This window comes from Heyndrickxia vini (assembly GCF_016772275.1).
GTDB lineage: Bacteria > Bacillota > Bacilli > Bacillales > Bacillaceae_C > Heyndrickxia > Heyndrickxia vini.
Genome location: NZ_CP065425.1, coordinates 2,634,612 through 2,658,449, shown reverse-complemented (window position 1 = coordinate 2,658,449; position 23,838 = coordinate 2,634,612). Strand labels below are relative to the sequence as shown.

At 35.4% G+C, this 23,838-nt stretch carries 21 protein-coding genes and 1 pseudogene; all 22 read left to right on the top strand.

The genetic code is table 11. From position 1 onward, the window contains the following. Positions 1-14: 14 nt before the first annotated feature. The 22 genes and pseudogenes from I5776_RS13260 (at position 15) to ftsZ (ending at position 23,766) form a co-directional block, all read left to right on the top strand. Positions 15-1,355 carry an acetyl-CoA carboxylase biotin carboxylase subunit gene (locus I5776_RS13260; RefSeq protein WP_202776871.1) on the top strand — a complete coding sequence of 447 codons (1,341 nt, stop codon included), beginning with the start codon at positions 15-17 and terminating at the stop codon, positions 1,353-1,355. A gap of 22 nt (positions 1,356-1,377) precedes the next feature. Beyond that, on the top strand, positions 1,378-1,590 hold the full coding sequence (locus I5776_RS13255; RefSeq protein WP_202776870.1) for an acetyl-CoA carboxylase biotin carboxyl carrier protein subunit: 213 nt from the start codon (positions 1,378-1,380) through the stop codon (positions 1,588-1,590). A gap of 28 nt (positions 1,591-1,618) precedes the next feature. Further along, complete coding sequence (locus tag I5776_RS13250) at positions 1,619-3,157, top strand: acyl-CoA carboxylase subunit beta (protein ID WP_202776869.1); 1,539 nt, start codon at positions 1,619-1,621, stop codon at positions 3,155-3,157. A gap of 89 nt (positions 3,158-3,246) precedes the next feature. Continuing rightward, positions 3,247-4,140 (top strand): 2-dehydropantoate 2-reductase, encoded by an 894-nt coding sequence (locus I5776_RS13245; protein WP_202776868.1) that lies wholly within the window; start codon positions 3,247-3,249, stop codon positions 4,138-4,140. Beyond that, positions 4,137-4,532, top strand: coding sequence for a DUF3397 domain-containing protein (locus I5776_RS13240; RefSeq protein ID WP_202776867.1), 396 nt, complete (start codon positions 4,137-4,139; stop codon positions 4,530-4,532). The genes I5776_RS13245 and I5776_RS13240 overlap by 4 nt, the downstream gene beginning before the upstream one ends. 124 nt (positions 4,533-4,656) lie before the next feature. Beyond that, positions 4,657-6,276, top strand: a complete 1,620-nt coding sequence (bshC, locus tag I5776_RS13235; RefSeq protein ID WP_202776866.1) for a bacillithiol biosynthesis cysteine-adding enzyme BshC — start codon at positions 4,657-4,659, stop codon at positions 6,274-6,276. A gap of 253 nt (positions 6,277-6,529) precedes the next feature. Then, complete coding sequence (gene mraZ, locus I5776_RS13230) at positions 6,530-6,961, top strand: division/cell wall cluster transcriptional repressor MraZ (protein WP_066230044.1); 432 nt, start codon at positions 6,530-6,532, stop codon at positions 6,959-6,961. A 57-nt stretch (positions 6,962-7,018) separates the two neighbouring features. Continuing rightward, positions 7,019-7,951: a 16S rRNA (cytosine(1402)-N(4))-methyltransferase RsmH gene (gene rsmH / locus I5776_RS13225; protein WP_202776865.1), complete on the top strand. Its 933-nt coding sequence runs from the start codon at positions 7,019-7,021 to the stop codon at positions 7,949-7,951. Between the two features lie 26 nt (positions 7,952-7,977). Next, positions 7,978-8,340 carry a cell division protein FtsL gene (gene ftsL, locus I5776_RS13220; RefSeq protein ID WP_202776864.1) on the top strand — a complete coding sequence of 121 codons (363 nt, stop codon included), beginning with the start codon at positions 7,978-7,980 and terminating at the stop codon, positions 8,338-8,340. Further along, positions 8,337-10,564, top strand: a pseudogene (locus tag I5776_RS13215) (penicillin-binding protein). Before ftsL ends, I5776_RS13215 begins: the two are co-directional and overlap by 4 nt. A 138-nt stretch (positions 10,565-10,702) precedes the next feature. Then, a complete protein-coding gene (locus tag I5776_RS13210; protein WP_202776863.1) occupies positions 10,703-12,622 on the top strand; it encodes a stage V sporulation protein D in 1,920 nt (639 codons plus the stop codon). Between the two features lie 219 nt (positions 12,623-12,841). After that, positions 12,842-14,302, top strand: a complete 1,461-nt coding sequence (locus tag I5776_RS13205; protein ID WP_202776862.1) for a UDP-N-acetylmuramoyl-L-alanyl-D-glutamate--2,6-diaminopimelate ligase — start codon at positions 12,842-12,844, stop codon at positions 14,300-14,302. Beyond that, on the top strand, positions 14,303-14,752 hold the full coding sequence (locus I5776_RS13200; protein WP_202776861.1) for a UDP-N-acetylmuramoyl-tripeptide--D-alanyl-D-alanine ligase: 450 nt from the start codon (positions 14,303-14,305) through the stop codon (positions 14,750-14,752). Position 14,753: 1 nt separating this feature from the next. Beyond that, positions 14,754-15,728: a phospho-N-acetylmuramoyl-pentapeptide-transferase gene (mraY, locus tag I5776_RS13195; protein WP_202776860.1), complete on the top strand. Its 975-nt coding sequence runs from the start codon at positions 14,754-14,756 to the stop codon at positions 15,726-15,728. Continuing rightward, on the top strand, positions 15,729-17,084 hold the full coding sequence (gene murD, locus I5776_RS13190) for a UDP-N-acetylmuramoyl-L-alanine--D-glutamate ligase (RefSeq protein ID WP_202776859.1): 1,356 nt from the start codon (positions 15,729-15,731) through the stop codon (positions 17,082-17,084). Between the two features lie 113 nt (positions 17,085-17,197). Next, positions 17,198-18,268 carry a stage V sporulation protein E gene (spoVE, locus tag I5776_RS13185; protein WP_425490383.1) on the top strand — a complete coding sequence of 357 codons (1,071 nt, stop codon included), beginning with the start codon at positions 17,198-17,200 and terminating at the stop codon, positions 18,266-18,268. A gap of 180 nt (positions 18,269-18,448) precedes the next feature. Beyond that, entirely contained in the window at positions 18,449-19,219 is a 771-nt protein-coding gene (locus tag I5776_RS13180) for a cell division protein FtsQ/DivIB (protein WP_202776857.1), read from the top strand. After that, entirely contained in the window at positions 19,209-19,919 is a 711-nt protein-coding gene (locus I5776_RS13175) for a DUF881 domain-containing protein (protein ID WP_202776856.1), read from the top strand. Before I5776_RS13180 ends, I5776_RS13175 begins: the two co-directional genes overlap by 11 nt. A 21-nt stretch (positions 19,920-19,940) precedes the next feature. Further along, on the top strand, positions 19,941-20,651 hold the full coding sequence (locus tag I5776_RS13170) for a DUF881 domain-containing protein (RefSeq protein ID WP_343066390.1): 711 nt from the start codon (positions 19,941-19,943) through the stop codon (positions 20,649-20,651). A 56-nt stretch (positions 20,652-20,707) separates the two neighbouring features. Further along, positions 20,708-21,070, top strand: coding sequence for a small basic family protein (locus I5776_RS13165; protein WP_202776855.1), 363 nt, complete (start codon positions 20,708-20,710; stop codon positions 21,068-21,070). 139 nt (positions 21,071-21,209) lie between these two features. Beyond that, complete coding sequence (ftsA, locus tag I5776_RS13160) at positions 21,210-22,493, top strand: cell division protein FtsA (protein ID WP_202776854.1); 1,284 nt, start codon at positions 21,210-21,212, stop codon at positions 22,491-22,493. 124 nt (positions 22,494-22,617) lie between these two features. Beyond that, complete coding sequence (gene ftsZ / locus I5776_RS13155; protein WP_202776853.1) at positions 22,618-23,766, top strand: cell division protein FtsZ; 1,149 nt, start codon at positions 22,618-22,620, stop codon at positions 23,764-23,766. The last annotated feature ends 72 nt before the right edge of the window (positions 23,767-23,838 follow it).

Genomic DNA, 23,838 nt, shown 5'->3' with positions numbered 1-23,838 from the left:
TAAGGGGGGTTTCGATGAAAAAAATATTGATTGCAAATCGTGGGGAAATTGCTTTACGTATTATTCATACATGTAAGCAAATGGGAATCGAAACGGTTGCAATATACTCAGATGCAGATTCTTCCATGCCATTTGTGAAAGAGGCTGATTATTCTTTCCGTATTGGTGAGTCGCCTGTAAACAAATCTTATTTAAATATGGATCAGTTGATCGAAATTGCTATAAGAGAAAAGGTCGATGGAATTCATCCGGGATACGGTTTGTTGTCGGAAAATAGTGAATTTGCTAGAAAAGTTGTTGACAATGGGATAACTTTTATCGGTCCATCACCTGAAACAATCGAGTCGATGGGAGATAAAATAAAGGCTAGAACAACAATGAATGAAGCGGGTGTACCAATCGTTCCAGGCAGTATTAAAGGACTGATGGGTCTTGAAGAGGCACAGAAACTTGCTGATCAAATTGGATATCCTATCATGTTAAAGGCAAGCGGTGGCGGTGGTGGAATAGGGATGATGCGCTGTGATAATGAACAAGCGCTCAATCAACACTATGAATCAACTAAAGCGCGCTCTAAAGCATATTTTGGATCTGATGAAGTATTTATTGAAAAATGTATTGATAATGCTCGTCATGTGGAAGTGCAAATCTTTGGTGATCAGTATGGGAATATTGTTCATTTATACGAAAGAAATTGCTCTGTCCAAAGACGAAATCAAAAGGTTATTGAAGAAGCCCAATCACCCAACCTCTCTAGGGAAACACAACAAAAAATGTATGCAGCGGCAATTAACGCTGCAAAAGCTGTAGGTTATAAAAATGCGGGTACTGTAGAGTTTATTGTCGATGAAAATGAACATTTTTATTTTCTAGAGATGAACACAAGATTACAAGTAGAACATCCTGTGACTGAAATGTTAACTAATCTTGATTTAGTAAGGTGGCAAATTCTTGTTGCACGCGGTGAAAAGCTTCCTTTATTCCAAAACGAAATTGAAAAGCGCGGTCATGCAATAGAATTAAGAATTTATGCAGAAGATCCAAATACCTTCTTCCCTTCCCCAGGTATGATTTCACAATTAACGTGGGGAGATATTGAGGGAGTTCGCATCGATGCAGGTTACCATTCAGGATTACAAGTTACACCTTTCTATGATCCAATGATCGCTAAATGTGTGATATTTGCTCCAAATAGGACGGATTGTATACAAAAAGCAAGAGAATTTTTAGATCATACGATAATTGAAGGTATTAAAACAAATATTCCTTTTTTGAAAAATGTATTGCAATCTATATATTTCAATAATGGTGAGTATACAACTAATTTAGTTAATCAAATGAAAGTGAACAATTAATTTATTTTAGGAGGAAACACAAATGATTGAAGTCACAGCATCAATGGCAGGTACGGTATTAAATGTATTAGTAAATAAGGATGATGAATTAGCGGCTGGGCAAACAGTTGTTATGTTGGAATCAATGAAAATGGAAATTCCGATTGAATCGACAGGATCAGGAAAAGTAAAGGAAATTCACGTGAATATCGGTGATTTTGTTAACGAAGGGGATGTTCTTCTGACTATTGAGTAATTAGACAGATAAAAAGGAGGAGTGACCGATGGTGTTATCTAGCACTGAGCAGACTTTTGAAACTAGAAAAGAACAAATAAAACACGGCGGACCGGAAAAATATCATGAAAAGCTAAAAACTCAAAACAAACTATTTGTAAGAGATCGATTGCAGCTTTTATTCGATTCTGGTGAATATGAAGAAGATGGGTTGTTTGCCAATTGCACAGCAGATGATTTACCGGCGGATGGAGTTATTACAGCTATTGGTAAAATTGACGGAAAAACGGTTTGTGTTATGGCAAATGATTCTACTGTAAAAGCTGGTTCTTGGGGAGCTCGAACAGTAGAGAAAATCATCCGAATTCAAGAAACTGCAGAAAAATTAAAAGTTCCATTGCTTTATTTGGTCGATTCTGCTGGAGCTCGGATTACTGATCAGTTGGAAATGTTTCCGAATCGAAGAGGGGCAGGAAGAATATTTTATAATCAAGTGAAGCTTTCCGGTATGATACCGCAAATTTGCCTATTATTTGGCCCATCTGCAGCAGGCGGCGCTTACATACCAGCTTTTTGTGATATTGTCATCATGGTTGATAAAAATGCATCGATGTATTTAGGTTCACCAAGGATGGCTGAAAAAGTCATAGGAGAAAAGGTTTCGTTGGAAGAGATGGGTGGCGCTCGCATGCATTGCACCGTAAGTGGATGTGGGGATGTGCTTGTAAATTCTGAGCAAGAAGCAATTAAGGAAGTACAAAAGTACCTATCTTATTTTCCAACTAATTTTCAAGAAAAACCTAGTGTTATTGAAGGGGTTGCCCCAAAAGCTGGGCGTACGTTGGAAGAAATTATTCCTAAACATCAAAATGCACCATTTGATATGTATGAATGTATTAATCAATTAATAGATGAGGATAGTTTTTTTGAAATTAAGAAGTTATTTGCTACTGAATTAATTACCGGCTTAGCAAGAATAGATGGTAAAGCTGTTGGAATCATTGCAAATCAGCCGAAAGCAAAAGGCGGGGTATTATTTGTTGATTCTGCTGACAAAGGTGCGAAGTTTATCCAGCTTTGCGATGCGTTCCATATACCTTTACTATTCTTATCAGATGTACCGGGATTTATGATAGGCACAAAAGTTGAAAGAGCAGGGATTATCCGCCATGGAGCTAAATTAATTGCTGCGATGAGCTCGGCAACCGTACCTAAGATCTCTGTCATTGTCCGAAAAGCTTACGGAGCAGGATTATATGCAATGGCTGGTCCCGCATTTGAACCTGATTGTTGTATCGCATTACCTACAGCTCAAATTGCTGTAATGGGCCCAGAGGCGGCGGTAAATGCAGTTTACTCGAATAAAATTCAAGCAATTGAAGATCCGAAAGAAAGAATTGCTTTTATTCAAGAAAAACAAAAGGAATATCAAGAAACAATTGACATTTATAAGTTAGCATCGGAATTAATTGTAGATGAAATAGTAGAGCCTAATCGATTAAGATCTGTATTAATTAATCGATTCAGTTTATATGAAACAAAGGAACTAGAATTTAGTACAAGAAAACACCCGGTTTATCCAGTTTAATTTGTTTAGGGACAGATGCTATTCTAGTGTCTGTCCCTAAAAATTTTGTTACAATGGTAGTAGAAATAATTTCAGAAAGGGGTGAAATGATGAGGATTGGAATACTCGGAGCCGGATCAATTGGTTTACTTTTTGCATCCTATCTAAGCAAGCAATTTGATGTTACCCTCTTCCCTCATAGACTTGAACAATCGGACTTAATTAACGAAAAAGGGGTTACACTTCAAACATTAGATTCAACTATTACATCCAAAGTGAAGGCTACACTTGATAAAGAAGAGTTTAATAAACAGGAATTAATTATTGTCGCAGTAAAACAATATCAACTTGCAAACATACGATCAGATCTAAATAATATACATAAAAGTATCCCTCTGCTATTTTTGCAAAACGGAATGTTACATTTAAAATTAATCGATCATTTACAACATGAATCCATAATGGTAGGATCCGTTGAACATGGAGCATTAAAAGTAAATGAAACAACAGTAGCACATAATGGAATTGGATTAACGAAACTAGCTCCCTATAGAGGGGAGATAACAAGTATAAGCTCACTCCTCAATCTGCACTGCGAATATTTTCAATTTACAACTTATTCGGATTATAGAGAGATCCTTTTAAAAAAGTTATTAGTTAACGCAATAATTAATCCATTAACAGCTATATTGAAAGTGAAAAATGGGGAACTAATAAAAAATAACTTCTTTATGCAAATTTTTCATGATTTATATAGCGAGATTATTCCATTGTTTCCGGAATTAGATTCTAAAAACCTACTAAATGAAATCATTTGGATTTGTCGAAATACGGAAAATAACGAATCCTCAATGTTGAAAGATATTAAATTTCAAAGGAAAACAGAAATTGATGCAATTGTCGGCTATATAGTAGAACTAGCAAAGGATAAAAATGTCCGATTGCCTTTAACCAATATGCTTTATGGAATGGTTAAAGGGATGGAAAAGGGAGGAACTGAATGAGTACTTTTATATCATGGATGATTGCAATGTTAATAACCATTCCCTTTATAGGATATTTCCTTTCATTTGTATTCATTAAACAAATAACAAAAAATCATCGAAAAGCGGTAGCAATCTCGATAGATATTACAACCGTCATTTTAATTATTTCCGTGCATTTTTTTATCAAAACGATTTGGGGACACTCCTTCTTATGGCTAATAGTTCTTGTCATGTTGTTATTAGCGTTATTATTTGCAATTATTTATCGTTATTTACGTGATGAAATCGATTATTTAAGGGTTTTTCGTGGATATTGGCGTTTGAATTTTTTGATATTTTTCAGCCTTTACATTATCCTGCTTCTATATGGGTTAACATCCAGTGTAATGGAATCCGTAATTGGCAGCTAATTACCCCATCACTAAAGCAAGTTTTTTTATTTTCCTTTCTAATGATGGTATACTCTTTGGAGAAAATAGTGTAGCGTGGAAAATTAGACGACAAATTGTGCTATGAGAAAGGAAGAATTACAAAATGGAACTGGAAACTATCTCGATTCCAGCAACAAATCGCTTTGCCTCGCTTTATTTAGACCAAAAGCAACCTGTTAAAAGTTTTTTTCATTATGATATAACAAATTCTAATGTTTTTGAAAAAAGGTTGAAGGATTTACATAAAAGGAACTTTGCAAGGGATGAGCTTGCTAATTGTATTGAAACATATATGGAACGTTTTCCTAAATCTGAAAAAATAAAAGAATCGTTGCTAAAGTTAAAACGTGATGATTCATCTGTCGTGATTGGCGGTCAACAAGCAGGTTTATTAACAGGTCCTTTATATACAATACATAAAATAATATCGATCATTCATCTCGCTAAACAACAAGAAGAAAAACTAAATAAACCCGTCGTTCCAATTTTTTGGATTGCTGGAGAAGATCACGATTATTTAGAAATCAATCATGTGTTTGTTGAAAGTGATAGAGCTTTGAAAAAAATAAGCTACTCCGAAGGACCAGTCGATAAAAGAATGGTTTCAGATATTGTGTATGATAAGGATCAATTAAGCCGATGGATAAAAAAGGTATTTGAACATTTTGGTGAAACGATTCATACAAAAAATATTATGGCTCTCATCGATGATGCAATAGAACATACCGAGTCTTTGGTTGATTTTTTTACGTATATTGTTGTTGATTTATTTAAAAAATATGGAATGCTTGTCATCGATTCTGCTGATAAAAATTTACGTCAATTGGAAATCCCGTTCTTTCAAGAACTCATTGAAAATCAACAAGCAATTACCGATTCTGTCATTCATCAACAAGAATTGATTAAAGGAAATGATTTTCCAAATGCAATTGATATAAGCGGGAATGCTTTAAATTTATTTTATTATAATGGCATGGAAAGAATCTTATTAGAATATCAACAAGAAAAAAATGGATTTGTGGGGAAGAATGGGGAAGTCTTTTTTACAAAAAATGAACTTTTGGATATATTGGAGGAAAATCCTAGTGCTTTCAGTAACAATGTGGTGACTCGTCCCATAATGCAAGAATGGCTATTTCCTACATTAGCATTCATCGCAGGACCTGGAGAAATTGCTTACTGGGGTGAGCTGAAACTAGCATTTGAAGCACTTCATTTTCAAATGCCTCCAATCATTCCAAGATTAAACATTAGTCTATTGGAGCGATCCATTGAATCCGATGTGAATGAATTAAATTTGGATGTTGAAAAAGTTATTCGTCAGGGCTTACAGGATGAAAAACAAGTTTATTGGGATTCAATTAAAAATCATGATTTGGATAGGCTAATTAATGAATCAAAAGCTTTTTTAGACACTCAATATAAACAAATAGAAGAGAAAGCAGAAAAAGGTTTATTACCGATTGTTGAGAAAAATCTTCAATTTCATCAAAACCAATTAGATTTTCTTCAAAGAAAAGCAGATTTAATGTTAGCTGAAAAGAACGATGTCATACTTGAACGTTATAATCGCATCGAACGCCTTCTGAAACCAAACGGAGCACCACAGGAAAGAATATGGAACATCTATTATTTCTTAAACAAATACGGCGATACATTTATTGACCAAATCATGACACTTCATTATGAGTTTAATGGCAAACATAAATTAATTCGTATTTAGACTAGCTGACAGCTAGTCTTTTTTTATGCTTTATTCCAAAAGATTGAAGCCTTGAACAAAGCGCAGAGTGGATTGGAGCGAAAGGAACGGTCCATTGTTTATTCCAAAAAACACCATATATACTAAAACAACTTTTATTATGAAATTTAATAAAATTAGCAGGAATTTTCCATTCACATAGAAAATATTAAAAAGAGGTGGTGAAAGGTGGGGGAATGTGGTACATTATTTATAGAAAGTGGGGGCTTGTACTATGTTCATGGGGGAATACCAACATAACATTGATGCAAAAGGACGTTTAATCGTTCCTGCAAAGTTTAGAGAACTCCTCGGTGATACTTTTGTTATTACAAGAGGATTGGATCGATGCTTATTTGGTTACCCGCTTGAAGAATGGAAACAAGTTGAAGAGAAATTAAAAGCCCTCCCATTAACGAAAAAAGATGCTCGCGCATTTACCCGTTTTTTCTTTTCAGGCGCCTCCGAAAGTGAATTTGATAAACAAGGAAGGATCAATATTCCTTCTCCACTCGTCAGTTACGCACAATTACAAAAAGAATGTATTGTTTTAGGAGTTTCTAATCGAATTGAGATTTGGAGTAAAGAATTATGGGGAGACTACTTTGAAGAGTCTGAAGAATCATTTGCAGAAATTGCAGAAAATATGATTGGCTTTGACATATAATTCTTAACCACCATAGGATAACTCTAAAATATTATTCGTTTAGAAAGGTGATACAACATGTTTAAACATACTACAGTGTTATTAGAAGAAACAGTCGATGGATTAAATATCAAACCAGATGGGGTATATGTAGATTGTACACTTGGCGGAGCGGGACATAGTGAATATTTATTATCACAGCTATCTGCTAAAGGAAAATTATTTGCCTTTGATCAGGATGAGACAGCAATCGAACATGCAAAAGAAAAACTTAAAAAACATGAAAATCAAGTAACATTTATTAAAAGTAATTTCCGTTATATTAAAGAAGAACTGAACCATATTGGTGTAGAGAAAGTGGACGGGATATTATATGACCTTGGGGTCTCATCTCCTCAATTAGATACACCTGAACGTGGTTTTAGCTACCACCATGACGCACCTCTCGATATGCGTATGGATCTACAAGGTGACATTTCAGCATATGACGTTGTGAATGAATGGCCGTATGAAGATTTAGTACGTATTTTTTTCAAATATGGTGAAGAGAAATTTTCGAAGCAAATTGCAAGGAAAATTGAAGCAGCAAGAGAAAATGGTCCAATTAAAACAACTGGTGAATTAGTAGAATTAATTAAAGAGGGCATACCTGCACCGGCAAGACGTAAAGGCGGTCATCCCGCAAAAAGGGTTTTCCAAGCAATAAGAATCGCTGTAAATGATGAATTAGGTGTATTTGAGGATTCATTAAAACAGGCTATTGAACTATTACATCCAGGTGGAAGAATTAGTGTAATTACTTTCCACTCGTTAGAGGATCGAATATGTAAATCAATTTATAAAGAAGCGAGTACTGGTCCGGAATTGCCGCCAGGATTGCCAATCATACCCGAAGAGTATAAGCCAAAATTAAAAATTATTACTAGAAAACCAATTGTTCCAGATGTTTCGGAGCTTGAGGAGAATAATCGATCACGATCTGCGAAACTGCGAATTGCTGAGAAAAATTAAGAAATGATGAATGGAGGGTCCATAATTTGAGTAATTTAGCAAGAAAACAACAACAACCATATATACAACCGAAGATTCATACAGAACCACAAATTCAACCAATACATAAGCGCAGTCAAATCACACTAGGTGAAAAGCTTATAGCTATTGCTGTTATTGCATTTATTTGCATTATGGCTATTAAAGTTATTTCAACACAAGCGACTATTTATAAAGTGAATAAAGATATTCAGCTCATGGAAGCCTCCGTTCAAAAACAGAAAAAGGTAACTGAAGATTTAAAAATGCAAGTTAGTGATTTAAGCCGCTATGACCGTATACGAGAAATTGCTAAAAAACAGGGATTAAAAATGAATGACAAAAATATTAAGGTTGTTGAGGGACAATGAGAAAAAGTAAAATTAGCATGAACATAGGAGCAGCGATATTATTTCTAATATTCGGCCTGCTCTTTTTTTTGTACTGATCGTCCGAATGTTAACGATTCAAGTATCCGGCCAAGTTCAAGGAAAACCACTAGCTTCATTAGCAATACAACAGTATTTAAAAAGTAAAGACATTGAATCAAAACGAGGCAATATATATGACATAAATGGTGAAGTCATTGCAGAGGATACAACTTCTTTTCGCCTGCAAGCGGTTCTTGATAAGAATATGACAATCGATCCAAAGCATCCAAACCATGTAGAAGACCCGCAAAAAACAGCAGAAAAACTTGCGAAATATATTGATATGCCGGAAAACGAAATATATAAACGATTAACGAAAAAAGGGGCAAAGCAAGTTGAATTCGGAAAAGCTGGGGAAGATGTACCATATGAAACGAAGGAAAAAATTGAAAAATTAAAACTCCCGGGAATTATATTTGCCAGGGAACCTAAACGGTATTATCCAAATGGCGTGTTTGCTTCACATGTCATTGGTTTTGCCCAAAAGCCAGAGAAACTGAATAAAAAAACAGGTGAAATAGAAATCGGGAAAAAAACAAAAGGTAAAATGGGAATTGAACAATATTATGATAAGGATCTTCAAGGGACAGATGGAAAAATCCAGTTTGAAGGAGATTACTGGAGTTATTTAATTCCCGGTTCCAAGGAAAAGGTGAAAAAACCAAAAAACGGTAAAGATATTTATTTAACAATCGATAAAAAAATTCAAACCTTTTTAGAAGATGCAATGACCCAGGTTGACAAAAAATATAATCCGAAAGAAATAGTGGCAATTGTGGCGGATCCGAAAACAGGAAAAATCTTAGGTATGTCACAAAGACCAACCTTTGATTCGATGACACGAGATGGCATCGAAAAAAAATGGCAAAATCTAGCGGTTGAAGAGCCGATTGAACCGGGCTCAACAATGAAAATATTCACATTAGCAACAGCAGTCCAACAAGGTGTGTTTAATCCAAATGAAACATATATGTCTGGAACATATAAGGTTAAAAATGATCCGATCCCTATTAGAGATTGGAACTATGGGCAAGGTTGGGATCGGATAACGTATTTAGAAGGAGTTCAACGCTCTTCAAATGTAGCGTTTGCAAATTTACTTGATAAGATTGGTAAAGATACGTTCCGGACGTATTTAGATCGCTTCCATTTCGGTGTCCCAACAAATATTGGTTTACCGAATGAAGCTGCCGGAAAAATATTATACAATTGGCCAAAAGAAAAATATACAACGACCTATGGTCAAGGAACAACTGTTACTCCTATTCAAATGGTTCAGGCAGCGACTGCCATTGCAAATGATGGAGTCATGATGAAACCGTATATCGTTGACAAAATAGTAGATCCGAATACTGATAAGGTTGAAGAAACAAAACCGGAATCACTTGGTAAACCCATTAGTGCAGATACGGCTAAAGAGGTTAGGGATATTTTGCGGACAGTAGTAACTGCTAAACATGGAACAGGTAAAATATATGATATCGATGGGTACTCTGTAACTGGTAAAACAGGAACAGCGCAAATTCCGAATCCCAATGGTGGCGGTTATTTGACTGGTTCAAGTGACTATATTTTCTCTTTCCTCGGTATGGCACCAAAGAAAGATCCAAAATTAATTGTTTATGTTACAGTCAAGCAGCCGAAGACGTCTTATGAAAATGCATCAAATGTTGTAAAATCTATATTTAATCCAGTCATGAAAAATAGTTTACAATACTTAAATATTAAACCTGCAAAGATGGCGAAATCAGAGATTAATAAGATTCCAAATGTACGTAAGAAATCAGTAAGTGATGCAGTTAGTACATTGAAAAATCTGGGATTTGAGGCTATTACAATTGGAGATGGTGCCGAGGTTAGTGATCAATTGCCAAAAGCTGGTTCTACTTTACTCCAAGGAGAAAAGGTCATACTAAAAACAAATGGTAAGCCTTCTGTTCCTGACATGATCCATTGGTCAAAAAGAGATGTATTAAAAGTGGTCGAGTTACTAGAATTAAAGCTTAATATGATTGGAACCGGTTATGTCACAAAGCAAAATATTAGCCCGTCTTCGCCAATTAAGGTTGGGGACCATCTAGTAGTAAACTTCCAATCTGCGGAAAAAACGGAAACACAGAAGAAAGATAAAAAGAAAAAGGAAGATGATTCTCCTCTTGATTAGAACAAGGCTGGCCTATTGAAAAGGTCGGCCTTGTTCTATTGCTGCATGTACAAGCATATATTCTAGTTGAGAAATGTGAAAATAGATGATTATGTCTCATTTTTTATCGGAACTAGAATAAAGAGGAGGATCGTTTACGTGAAACGTGTATCCAATGTAACTGTAAGAAAACGATTAGTGATTGCTCTGTTTGTTGGAATATTAATATTTGGTGTTATTGACGTAAGGCTGGGGTATGTCCAATTAGCACTAGGAAACTGGTTAACAAGCGGTGCGAAGGAATTATGGAGCAGAGAAATTCCGTTTGAACCTGAGAGAGGAAAGATAATTGATCGGAATAATGTTCCAATTGCAGAAAATAAAAGTGCACCTACAGTATTTGTTGTACCAAGACAAGTAGTGAACCCTGGGGATACAGCAGAAAAATTAGCTTCGGTTTTAAATGCATCGAAAGAGAAAATTTATAAGCAAATTACAACAAATTCTCGGATGGAAAGAATTAAAGCTGGGAGAAAAATTTCTACGGACAAAGCAAATGAAGTAAGAAATTTAAAATTAAAAGGTGTTTATATTGGAGAAGATTCACAAAGATACTACCCATATGATAGCTATTTATCACACGTCTTAGGATTTACTGGTGTAGATAATCAAGGATTGATGGGACTTGAGCTATTTTATGATGAAGAGTTAAAAGGTGAAAAAGGCTCAGTCCAATTTTATTCCGATGCAAAAGGGCGAAGAATGCCTGATATGTCGGATGATTATAAACCGCCTAAAGATGGTCTCGATTTAAAGTTGACAATTGATACGAAGGTCCAAACAATCATCGAAAGAGAGTTGGATAATGCCGAAACGAAGTATACTCCTGATGGACTAATTGCGATTGCGATGAATCCAAAAACAGGTGAAATTTTAGGGATGTCGAGCCGACCGACATTTGATCCCGCTAAATTTCAAGATGTAAAACAAGAAGTATATAATCGGAATTTGCCTATTTGGAGTACGTATGAACCAGGTTCAACTTTTAAGGTTATTACATTGGCAGCCGCATTAGAAGAAGGGAAAGTCGATTTAGATAAGGATTCATTCTATGATAAAGGGAGTATTAAAGTAGCAAATGCTAATCTGAAATGCTGGAAACGGGGAGGACATGGACAAGAGACTTTCTTAGAAGTAGTAGAAAATTCTTGTAACCCGGGCTTCGTAGAATTGGGACAAAGACTTGGAAAAGAGGAATTGTTTAAATATATTCGGAATTTCGGATTTGGCGAAAAAACGGGGATTGATTTAGCTGGAGAATCGAAAGGAATCCTATTCAATATGGATAAAGTGGGACCGGTTGAACAGGCAACAACTGCATTTGGACAAGGAGTTTCCGTTACCCCTATTCAACAGGTAGCTGCTGTTTCTGCTGCAGTAAATGGTGGAACATTATTTGAACCATTTGTTGCAAAAGAACTCGTTGATCCGAAAACAAAGAAAACGGTTATGGAAAAAAAGCCAGTTGCAAAGAGAAAGGTTATTTCAAAGGAAACTTCAAAAGAAGTGCGAAGAGCATTGGAGAGTGTTGTCGCAAAAGGTACAGGGAAAAAAGCATTTGTTGAGGGATACCGCGTAGGGGGAAAAACGGGTACAGCCCAAAAGCCAAAGCCTGGAGGAGGTTATTTAGAAAATAACTATGTTCTTTCATTCATTGGTTTTGCCCCTGCTGACGATCCGCAAATCGTTGTTTATTTAGCCGTAGATAATCCAAAAAACACCGTTCTATTTGGGGGGCAAGTAGCAGCACCTATAGCCGGTACAATCATTGGAGATAGTCTTCGTGCAATGGGCGTTAAACCTAGAAAAAATCAAATGGAAAAAGAAATTACACCTTATTTGGATACTCCAATGATAAAAGTGCCTGATTTAAAAGGATTAACGAAAAAAGGCTTATTAGAACAATTAGATAATCTAAAATTAGATGTTTCAGGGAACGGAGAAACAGTTATTAGACAAGACCCTCAACCAGGAACAAAAGTGGAAGAAGGCGCTACGATACGTGTTTATATGAATTAGTATCGAGAATTTTACATTTTTGTTGAAAGAAGCAGCAACTGTATGCTGCTTCTTTTTGCTAAAGAAATAGCATCAATCGCTTTTTTTTAGTAAAATAGATAAGGACTGTTTTTTATCTACCTAGTGGAATTGATTTTTATTCCATATAAGGGAAAGAGAATTTCCTATATTTATGGAATGATGTTTTTTCCATAGGTTGAACTATTGGAGGATTAAAAAATGAAATTACATACGCTATTAAAAGTATTGCCACTAATAAAACAACCAAATGAAAACCCAGAAGTTACCGATATTGTTCAAGACAATCGTAAAGTTACAAAGGGATCATTATTCATTTGTATAAAAGGTCTTACAGTTGATGGCCATACGTTTGCAAAAGAAGCTGAGGAAAAAGGTGCGGTAGCAATTGTTGCTGAATACCCTGTTAATGTCTCCATCCCAGTTATTATTGTCAAAAATACGAAAAGAGCAATGGCCATACTTGCAGATACATTTTATGATCAGCCAACGAAAAAACTGCATTTAATCGGAATAACCGGAACCAATGGGAAAACTACGACAAGTCATTTAATAGATCAAATTTTCAGAGACGCTAATAAAACAACTGGCCTAATTGGAACGATGTATATAAAAATGGCGGAACAAATTCTGGAAACAAAAAATACAACTCCTGATAGTATGACACTTCAAAAAACATTTAAACAAATGGTTGATTTAAATGTAGATTCTGCTATTATGGAAGTTTCCTCACATGCTTTAGATCAAGGGCGAGTATATGGTTGCGATTATGATATCGCTGTATTCACGAATTTAACACAAGATCATTTAGATTATCATCATACGATGGAAGAGTATCGTAGAGCAAAAAGCTTATTATTTTCTCAACTTGGAAATACATATGATCTTAATCGCCCGAAATATGCTGTACTTAATACAGATGACCCTGCTTCGGAGAAAATACAAAAAGAAACAGCTGCACATATTATTAGCTATGGAATTGACCATGAAGCTGATTTTTATGCTAAAAATATTGAAATTAGTGCGAAAGGTACGACTTTTACATTGCATTCTCCGGAAGGGGAACATGTATTGCATATTCAATTAATTGGAAAGTTTAGTATATATAATGTGTTGGCGGCTATTGCTGCGGCATATGTTTCTAATATTCCAATGGAACAAATTATCCATTCAGTTGAATCAATCAAAGGTGTTGCTGGGAGATTTGAGTTAGTTCATGGAGGACAGGATTTTCCAATCATCGTTGATTATTCACATACACCCGACAGTCTCGAAAACGTGTTAAAAACGATTCAACATTTCGCTAAAAAGAGAATTTTTGTAATCGTTGGCTGTGGTGGTGACAGGGATAAAACAAAACGCCCAATAATGGCGCAAATCGCCTGTCAGTATGCTTCTGATCCAATCTTTACTTCCGATAACCCACGAAGTGAAGACCCTGTCCAAATTTTAAAAGATATGGAAGCAGGTGTGGTGGGAAAGAATTATCAAACGATTGTTGACCGTCGAGAAGCAATTTTTTACGGTATAAAACACGCAAAAAGTGGGGATGTCGTTTTAATTGCTGGTAAAGGTCATGAAACCTATCAACAAATTGGAGATCAAATTCTTGATTTTGATGATCGTGTTGTTGCATTAGAAGCGGTAAAGGAGAATGGATAAATGCTATCGTTTAGTGATATTAATCAACTTTCAGTAAGTATGAGGGGGATTAATAAATCGGACATTACGTTTGAACTAGTATCTATTTTCTCAGATATCCCGCAACCAAAAGGGCTATTTATTCCGATAAATGATAAAAATTTAGATAGAGCAATTGAAAATGGGGCCATTGCAGCAATTTGGAAGGAGAATGAACCACTTCCATCTTATACACCTAATCATTTCCCAGTATTTTTTGTCAATCGGCCTATTGCAACATTTCTTGCTTTATGTGAGGATTACAATGGAAAAACAAATCAAAAAGAGTGTGAAACAATGACTAAATTTGCATTTTATTCACCTTCACTTCTGAACGGCTCAAACTATACATATGATATAGCTGTAGAAGATGAACGGTTAAAAGTAATTGAGACAATCAAAAAATATTTAGATAAGAGTAGGAAGGGATAAAATGATGGAGCAAGCAATATTTTTTACAATTTTAATGGGCTTCTTAATCACTGCACTACTTTCTCCTATTTTCATTCCTTTTTTAAGAAGATTAAAATTTGGGCAAAGTATTCGCGAGGAAGGACCGAAATCGCATCAAAAGAAAACGGGAACACCTACCATGGGTGGAATAGTTATTCTTTTATCAATTATTATTACAACAATTGTAATGACAGGAAAATTATCCGAACCGACTGTAAAAACATATTTGCTATTATTAGTTACTGTTGGCTTTGGTTTATTAGGTTTTTTAGATGATTTTATTAAAGTTGTATTAAAAAGAAATTTAGGGTTAACTTCAAAACAAAAGTTACTTGGACAAATTATTATATCGGTCATTTTTTATATTGTATTTCGTCAATCCAATTTTTCCACTGTAATTACAATACCTGGATTTGACTATTCATTCGATTTAGGATGGTTCTATTTAGTTTTTATCATTTTTTGGTTAGTGGGATTTTCGAATGCTGTAAATTTAACAGATGGACTTGATGGTCTAGTTTCCGGTACATGCGCCATTGCGTTTGGTGCACTAGCAGTGTTAGCATGGAACCAATCACAATTTGAAGTGGCTGTTTTTGCTGTTGCTGTTGTCGGTGCAGTATTAGGATTTTTAGTTTTTAATGCACACCCTGCAAAAGTGTTTATGGGGGATACCGGTTCATTGGCACTTGGAGGCGCCATTGCTACAATTGCGATATTAACAAAGCTAGAAATCTTACTTATTATAATTGGTGGGGTTTTCGTCATTGAAACCTTATCTGTTATTTTACAAGTCATTTCTTTTAAAACAACGGGAAAAAGAATTTTCCGAATGAGTCCATTACACCACCATTATGAATTAGGTGGTTGGTCAGAATGGAGAGTTGTAGTAACATTTTGGACAGTAGGGTTATTATGCGCGATTTTAGCGATTTATATCGAGGTGTGGGTGTAATTGAAAAAGACTAATCAATATCAGCATAAGAAAATATTAGTATTGGGACTTGCGAAAAGTGGGGTAAGTGCTGCCTCACTACTACATAAGTTGGGAGCTTTTGTTACAGTAAATGATTTTAAACCTCTTGATGAAAATCCGGAGGCACAAGGGCTCTTGGAGCAAGGAATAAAAGTAATTTGCGGAAGCCATCCGATTGAATTATTGGATGAAGGTTTTGAATTAATCGTAAAAAATCCAGGGATTCCATATACGAATCCTTTAGTTGCTGGTGCAATTAATAGGGGGATTCCGGTCATAACCGAAGTGGAACTTGCTTATCAAATTTCCGATGCACAAATGGTAGGTATTACAGGTACAAATGGAAAAACAACAACAACTACATTAATTTTTAATATGCTACAGGCCGATAATGAATTTCAGCCACTAATTGCGGGGAATATTGGAACGGTTGCTTCAGAGGTAGCGCAAAAAGCAACAGTAGATAATCAAATGGTCGTGGAATTGTCATCCTTTCAATTAATGGGAATTCAATCATTTAAACCGCATATTGCAGTAATTACAAATATTTATGAAGCGCATTTAGATTATCATGGAACAAAACAAGAATATGCAAAGGCAAAAGCTAATATTACAAAAAATCAATCTGAAGATGATTACTTAATCGTGAATGCTGATCAAGCTGAACTAATGAAGCTAATTTCGTTCTCAAAGGCTAAATTAATTCCATTCTCAACAACTACATATCTTGAAAATGGTAGTTCAATTATAAATGGAATGGTTTCTTTTCTAGGCGAGGAAATTATGCCAAAGAGTGATATTACTTTACCGGGAGACCATAATCTTGAAAATATATTGGCAGCTGTGGCTGCCGCTAAGCTATTAGGCGTAAGTAATCAAGCGATTAGGAACGTATTAACGACCTTTAAAGGTGTGAAACACCGTACCCAATTTGTTGATGAAATTTCCGGAAGAAGATTTTTTAACGACTCTAAAGCAACGAATATATTAGCAGCTCAAAGTGCATTAAATGCATTTAATGAGCCCATTATTTTGTTAGCAGGTGGACTTGATCGCGGGAATGGTTTTGATGAATTAATCCCTTCACTAAAAAATGTTAAAGCGATAATTACTTTCGGTCAAACAGCTAATAAACTTGAGGAAGTTGCTCGGAAAGCAGGAATAGAAATCATTAAACGTGTCGATAATGTTGAGAAGGCAGTACCAGTAGCATATGACTTGTCAATGCCTGGAGATGTTATTTTACTGTCACCTGCTTGTGCAAGTTGGGATCAATATAAAACTTTTGAAGTTCGCGGTGATATTTTTATTGATGCAGTGCATAAGCTAAAATAAGGGCTTGTCAAACTGCTTAAGGATGAACATCTTGAGAATGAACAAAAAACGAGCTCTAATCTTTCACTCTCGAGGTGTTGACTTTGCCAGTAAAAAAATCGAATCCCGATTTTATGTTAATTATTGTTACACTCACATTATTGACTGTTGGACTTATTATGGTTTATAGTGCTAGTGCGATTTGGGCCAATTTTAAATTCGATGACTCCTTCTTTTTTGCAAAACGGCAGCTTTTGTTTGCTGGGATCGGTGTTATCGCTATGTTTTTCATTATGAATGTAGATTACTGGACATGGAGATCATGGGCAAAAGTCATTTTAATTGTCTGTTTTCTATTGCTAGTAATGGTATTAATTCCGGGAATTGGAATGGAACGAAATGGTTCCAGGAGCTGGATTGGTGTTGGTGCTTTTTCTATTCAACCTTCCGAATTCATAAAATTAGCGATGATAGCTTTTTTGGCCAAGTTTTTATCTGAACAACAAAAATATATTACGACTATAAAAAAAGGTTTGCTTCCATCTTTATCACTTGTTTTTCTTGCTTTTGGCATGATTATGTTGCAACCTGATTTAGGTACAGGCACGGTCATGCTAGGTACTTGTATTGTTATGATTTTTATTGCCGGAGCGAGAATATTCCATTTTGTCATATTAGGTTCAATAGGTGTTGGTGGTTTTGTCGCTTTAATATTATCCGCGCCGTATCGTATGGCTAGAATCACCTCTTTTTTAGATCCATGGCAGGACCCGCAAGGTTCGGGATTTCAGATCATCCAGTCTCTCTTTGCTATCGGACCGGGCGGATTATTTGGTCTAGGGCTAGGTGAAAGCAGGCAAAAATTCTTTTATTTGCCTGAGCCACAAACCGATTTCATTTTTGCGATTTTGTCTGAAGAATTAGGATTTATTGGCGGCACCTTTGTTCTATTATTGTTCTCCTTATTATTATGGAGGGGGATTCGGATTGCGCTCGGAGCACCAGATCTTTATGGCAGCTTCTTAGCAGTTGGAATCATATCGATGGTTGCGATACAGGTTATGATTAACATTGGAGTTGTTACTGGTTTAATGCCGGTTACCGGGATTACTTTACCGTTTTTAAGTTATGGAGGGTCATCTTTAACATTGATGCTAATGGCAATAGGAGTTTTACTAAATATTAGCAGATATGCGAGATTATAAATATCATAATTCACAGTAAATACAAAACCCTTTTTTAAGGGTTTTGTTTACGTTTAGGACTTTTTATCTACAGTTATATTACAATCGTATAATTATTCTTTTACTAGAGATTAAACTGGTTTAGAATATAGTATGATAGAAATGAAAAACTTAAGTGATATTAATTTAGGGGGGGAAATTGTGTCCGAAGGAAAAGTAGTATCGTTAGAAGACCGAATTCCAAAATTAAAAGAACAGCGGAAAAGAAAAACAAATCGCCGTCTCATCTTTTTAATTTCCGTATTTTTTTTACTAATATTGTTAATTATCTATTTTCAATCCCCTCTTAGTCATGTGAATAAAATTAACGTTGGAGGCAATAAAACGATTAGTGATGAAACAATCATAAAGCAATCGGGATTAACAAAAAAGACGAATGTATGGAAAGTAAATAAAGAGGAAACTGCTGCAAAGATCAAATCAATTCCAGAAGTAAAAAAGGCTTCAGTGAAAATTACTTTTCCAAATAGTATTGTTGTTGAAATTACGGAGCATGCTAAAATTGCATACATATCTAATGGGAAAAAACTTTTTCCGGTTCTTGAAAACGGAAAGGTTCTAAACAAACAACAAGATAATTTAGTGACTAACATTCCTATTCTAACGGATTTTAAAAAGGGAAATATACTTAATGAGATGGTTGAACAGCTTCAGCAACTTCCGGAGGAAATATTAAATTCAATTTCGGAAATTCATTATGACCCTAAGAAAACGGATAATTATCATATCACGTTATATATGAATGATGGTTTTGAAGTTTCGGCGACGATGAGAACATTGGCTAGTAAAATCATTTATTACCCTTCAATTGTTTCTCAGCTTAACCCGAATGTAAAAGGTATAATCGATTTGGAAGTTGGATCAGTTTTTAAAGCTTTTAAAGCGGAGGGAAAAGGCAAAAATGGCGAGTAAAAAGTCAAAAGGAAAAAGTGTTATACTCGCTCTCGTCTGTATTGTGTTAGGCTTCATGCTGGCTTTTTCCTATAAACTAGCTAACAAAGAAAAATCGGGTAGTGAAAAACTTACAGATCCGCAATTTGCAAGAGAAACAGAATTGAGAAAACAATTGATCAAACTAAAGAAGGATAACCGCACATTGCAAACGGATTTGGAAAAAAAGCAAAATACCGTACGGACAATGGAAAAGGATTTATCTAAGGAGGAAAAAGTCTTTTTTAATCTTGCAGAAGATGCAGAGAAATACAGAATGTTTTTGGGCAAAGTAAAAGTTAGAGGAAAAGGAATAAACGTTACACTAGAAGATGGTGCATATGATCCGAAAAAAGAAAATGTCAATAGTTATATCGTACATGACCACCATGTTTTCAAAGTAATTAACGAATTATATGTTGCTGGTGCCCAAGCAATAGCAATAAATGGTCAAAGAATAAACCATAATTCATATATCATTTGTAATGGACCGGTAATTACCGTAGATGGTGTTCCTTTTCCAGAACCTTTTCGAATTTCTGCAATCGGAGATCCAAGTGTATTAGCATCGGCCTTGTCGATTACCGGCGGTGTAAAGGATCAACTCGTTAATGATAATATTATCTTTACGATTGAAAAAAATGATCAAATACAAATCGGACCGATTTTAGGTAAATCTTAGTGAAAGCAAAGGAGGAAAGGAGTGAGGTCAAAATTCACAATAAGTATGACATTGATTTCAGTAATCATCGGCTTCATGCTTGCTATCCAATTTCAAACAGTAAAAGAGCCGAAAGTAAGGGATACTAGAGACATTTGGGCATTAAGAGACGATTTAATTAAAGAGCAAGACTTACAATCGAAATTGCTTGAAGAGGTTAGATCCAATGAAGAACGGATTTCTAAGTATAAAACGAAAATAAAAGACAGTAAAGAGATTGCTTTACAAGAAACGCTGGAAGAATTAAAAAAAGAAGCGGGGCAAACAGACATAAAAGGTCCGGGTATTGTGATCAACATTTCTCTTTTAAAAGAAGCTTTGTTGCTTGGACAACCTGTCGCTGATGTTTCTCCGATTCTTTTAAAACGCCTAGTAAATGATTTAAATATGTATGGTGCCGAACAAATTTCGATTGACGGGGAAAGATTGATTAATACAACAGTCATCCGTGATATTAATGGAAAAACAAAAATAAATGGACACTCAATTAAAAACTATCCTTTTCAAATAAAAATTATTACAGAAAATATGGATAACGCAAATAAATTATATAATCGTATACAAGTGTCCCCAGTAATTGATGAATTTGTTGTAGGAAACTTAAAAATCTCAATTTCAAAGCCCAAAAAATCACTTATTATACCAGCTTTTGAAGATAGTATCCTTATAAATGGGATGGAGTCAGTTGAATAACTGTAAGAATAGCGATTCATTATATAGAAAATATATCAAAAAAGGAGAGATAAAATATGTGGCTGCCAATTTTTGGACTGATCTTGGGAGTGATTTTAGGATTACTAACTGATATACGAATCCCTGATGAGTATGCCAATTATCTTTCCATCGCCGTTTTGGCGGCACTTGATACATTGTTTGGTGGAATTCGCGCTTACTTACAAAATATATATGAAACCCTTGTGTTCGTTTCAGGTTTCTTTTTTAATATAATTCTTGCTGCAAGTTTAGCTTTTCTAGGAGTACATCTTGGTGTAGACTTATACTTAGCTGCAATTTTTGCATTCGGTGTAAGGCTATTTCAAAATATTGCAGTAATAAGGCGAATTTTATTAGCGAAATGGACATCTAAAAGTGAAAATGTGAAAAAAGTTTAAACTTTTTAAAGGGAAATCTTTTCTTATGACGAATTCTTTTATAATATATATATCTTATAGATAGTATTTTCTGATATCCTATTAAAAAATTTAAATAATTCATTTTTTAAATAATATAGGCAAAGGGAGGTGCCAAAGTATGAACAACAATGACATATATGTAAGTCTTGACATCGGTACATCCACCGTAAAGGTAATAATTGGTGAAATGGTAGATGATTCATTAAATATCATCGGTGTTGGGAATGTAAAATCTGAAGGAATTCGAAAAGGATCAATTGTTGACATAGATGAAACAGTCCATTCAATTAGGAAGGCTGTTGAGCAGGCGGAAAGAATGATTGGCATGAATATAAACCATGTGATCGTTGGAATTGCAGGCAATCATGTAATGTTACAAAACTGTCATGGGGTTGTAGCCGTTTCAAGTGAAAATAGAGAAATATCCGATGAAGATGTGGCAAGGGTAATGGATGCTGCACAAGTCATTTCTATTCCCCCGGAGCGCGAAATTATCAATGTAATCCCAAGGCAATTTATAGTAGATGGCTTGGATGAAATTAATGATCCACGCGGAATGATTGGTGTTCGACTAGAAATGGAAGGCACCATTGTTACAGGATCCAAAACAATTTTACATAACACATTACGATGTGTTGAGAGGGCGGGTTTAGAAATTACCGAAATCGTCCTTCAACCATTAGCAGCCGGTGCTGTAGCTTTATCTAAAGATGAAAAAAATCTTGGCACTGTTCTAGTAGATATTGGCGGAGGTTCTACTACCCTCGCTGTATTTGAAAATGGCTTTATTAAAGAAACAAGCGTAATGCCAATCGGTGGTGAACATATAACAAAAGATTTATCCATCGTATTAAGAACTTCAACAGAAGATGCAGAACGCATTAAAGTTAAAAATGGACATGCATACAGTATTGATGCAATGTCAGATGAAGTATTCAGTGTACCGATAATTGGCAGTGACCAACACCAACAATTCAACCAATTAGAAATTTCTGATATTATAGAAGCTAGATTAGAAGAAATTTTTGATTTTGTTCTACAGGAATTAAAACGAATGGGAATTATGGATTTGCCGGGTGGTATTGTTTTAACTGGTGGTACGGTTAATCTTCCAGGGGTAATGGAGTTAGCTGCATCTGTATTCCAAAATCGTGTAAGGGTAGCTATTCCTGATTATATTGGTGTAAGAGAACCGCAATATACAACTGCGGTAGGATTGATTCAATACGCGTATAAGAATGCTAGATTGCAAGGACGTAATGTCAGTGCATCACCTGTTCAACTAGAGCAAATTGAAAAAAAATCAGTTAAAAAGCCGCAACCTAAACAAAAAAGTGAAAAACAACAAGACGAGAAAATTTCCACAAGAATGAAGAAATTCTTTGGTTACTTCTTTGAGTAATAAAAGAAGTAAGTGAGTAAATGTTTGATGATAGAATAAATATTCGTTAAAAATTCTTCACGGACTGGTCAAGCCAAAGAAATTAAGGTCTTGTTGGAATATCGACGAATTAGGAGGATTTGTCATGCTGGAATTCGATACAAATTTAGATTCATTAGCGACGATAAAAGTAATTGGCGTAGGCGGTGGCGGTAATAATGCTGTGAACCGTATGATTGAACATGATGTTCAAGGTGTTGAATTTATAGCTGTTAATACTGACGCGCAAGCTTTAAACCTATCAAAAGCAGAAATAAAAATGCAAATTGGCGCAAAACTTACAAGAGGTTTAGGTGCCGGAGCCAATCCTGAAGTTGGCAAAAAAGCTGCTGAGGAGAGTAAGGAACAAATTGAGGAAGCTCTTAGAGGAGCGGATATGGTATTTGTTACCGCAGGTATGGGTGGTGGTACAGGTACAGGAGCCGCACCTGTAATTGCTAAAATAGCAAAGGACCTAGGCGCTTTAACTGTTGGTGTTGTCACAAGACCGTTTACTTTCGAAGGTCGAAAACGTCAAACACAAGCAGCCGGCGGTATTGCTGCAATGAAAGAAGCTGTCGATACACTCATCGTTATTCCTAATGATCGCTTATTAGAAATTGTTGATAAAAGTACACCAATGTTAGAGGCATTCCGTGAAGCGGACAATGTATTACGTCAAGGTGTCCAAGGGATATCAGATCTAATTGCAACACCGGGATTAATCAACCTTGATTTTGCAGATGTTAAAACAATTATGACAAATAAGGGATCTGCACTTATGGGAATCGGTATTGCTACAGGAGAAAATCGTGCGACTGAGGCAGCGAAGAAAGCAATTTCTTCACCACTATTAGAAAAATCAATTGAAGGTGCACAAGGCGTCTTGATGAACATAACGGGTGGTGTGAATTTAAGCCTGTATGAAGTTCAAGAGGCAGCTGATATTGTAGCATCTGCATCTGATCAAGAAGTAAATATGATTTTCGGGTCTGTCATTAACGATAGTTTAAAAGATGAAATTATCGTAACTGTTATTGCGACAGGGTTTAATGAGGCAAGTGTACAGACTCAACAACAGCAACAACAACGTCCTTCATTTGGAACAGGACAACCAAAACAGAATGTTGCACCGACTGTAAAACGCGAACAAAAACGTGAAGAAATACAAGAACCTGTTCGTAATAATACTCAACATGCTGAAGATACGTTAGATATTCCAACGTTTTTAAGAAATAGAAATCGCAGAAATTAATAAAAATATCTAAACCGGATAAGGAAACTTATCCGGTTTTATTTATTTGTAAACATATACCCCGGTTTAAAA

Bases quoted from the DNA above. Each gene is read 5' to 3' on its own strand.
- I5776_RS13260 (WP_202776871.1), top strand. From the start codon at position 15: ATGAAAAAAATATTGATTGCAAATCGTGGGGAAATTGCTTTACGTATT.
- I5776_RS13255 (WP_202776870.1), top strand. From the start codon at position 1,378: ATGATTGAAGTCACAGCATCAATGGCAGGTACGGTATTAAATGTATTA.
- I5776_RS13250 (WP_202776869.1), top strand. From the start codon at position 1,619: ATGGTGTTATCTAGCACTGAGCAGACTTTTGAAACTAGAAAAGAACAA.
- I5776_RS13245 (WP_202776868.1), top strand. From the start codon at position 3,247: ATGAGGATTGGAATACTCGGAGCCGGATCAATTGGTTTACTTTTTGCA.
- I5776_RS13240 (WP_202776867.1), top strand. From the start codon at position 4,137: ATGAGTACTTTTATATCATGGATGATTGCAATGTTAATAACCATTCCC.
- bshC (WP_202776866.1), top strand. From the start codon at position 4,657: ATGGAACTGGAAACTATCTCGATTCCAGCAACAAATCGCTTTGCCTCG.
- mraZ (WP_066230044.1), top strand. From the start codon at position 6,530: ATGTTCATGGGGGAATACCAACATAACATTGATGCAAAAGGACGTTTA.
- rsmH (WP_202776865.1), top strand. From the start codon at position 7,019: ATGTTTAAACATACTACAGTGTTATTAGAAGAAACAGTCGATGGATTA.
- I5776_RS13205 (WP_202776862.1), top strand. From the start codon at position 12,842: ATGAAATTACATACGCTATTAAAAGTATTGCCACTAATAAAACAACCA.
- I5776_RS13200 (WP_202776861.1), top strand. From the start codon at position 14,303: ATGCTATCGTTTAGTGATATTAATCAACTTTCAGTAAGTATGAGGGGG.
- mraY (WP_202776860.1), top strand. From the start codon at position 14,754: ATGATGGAGCAAGCAATATTTTTTACAATTTTAATGGGCTTCTTAATC.
- spoVE (WP_425490383.1), top strand. From the start codon at position 17,198: ATGTTAATTATTGTTACACTCACATTATTGACTGTTGGACTTATTATG.
- I5776_RS13175 (WP_202776856.1), top strand. From the start codon at position 19,209: ATGGCGAGTAAAAAGTCAAAAGGAAAAAGTGTTATACTCGCTCTCGTC.
- I5776_RS13165 (WP_202776855.1), top strand. From the start codon at position 20,708: ATGTGGCTGCCAATTTTTGGACTGATCTTGGGAGTGATTTTAGGATTA.
- ftsA (WP_202776854.1), top strand. From the start codon at position 21,210: ATGAACAACAATGACATATATGTAAGTCTTGACATCGGTACATCCACC.
- ftsZ (WP_202776853.1), top strand. From the start codon at position 22,618: ATGCTGGAATTCGATACAAATTTAGATTCATTAGCGACGATAAAAGTA.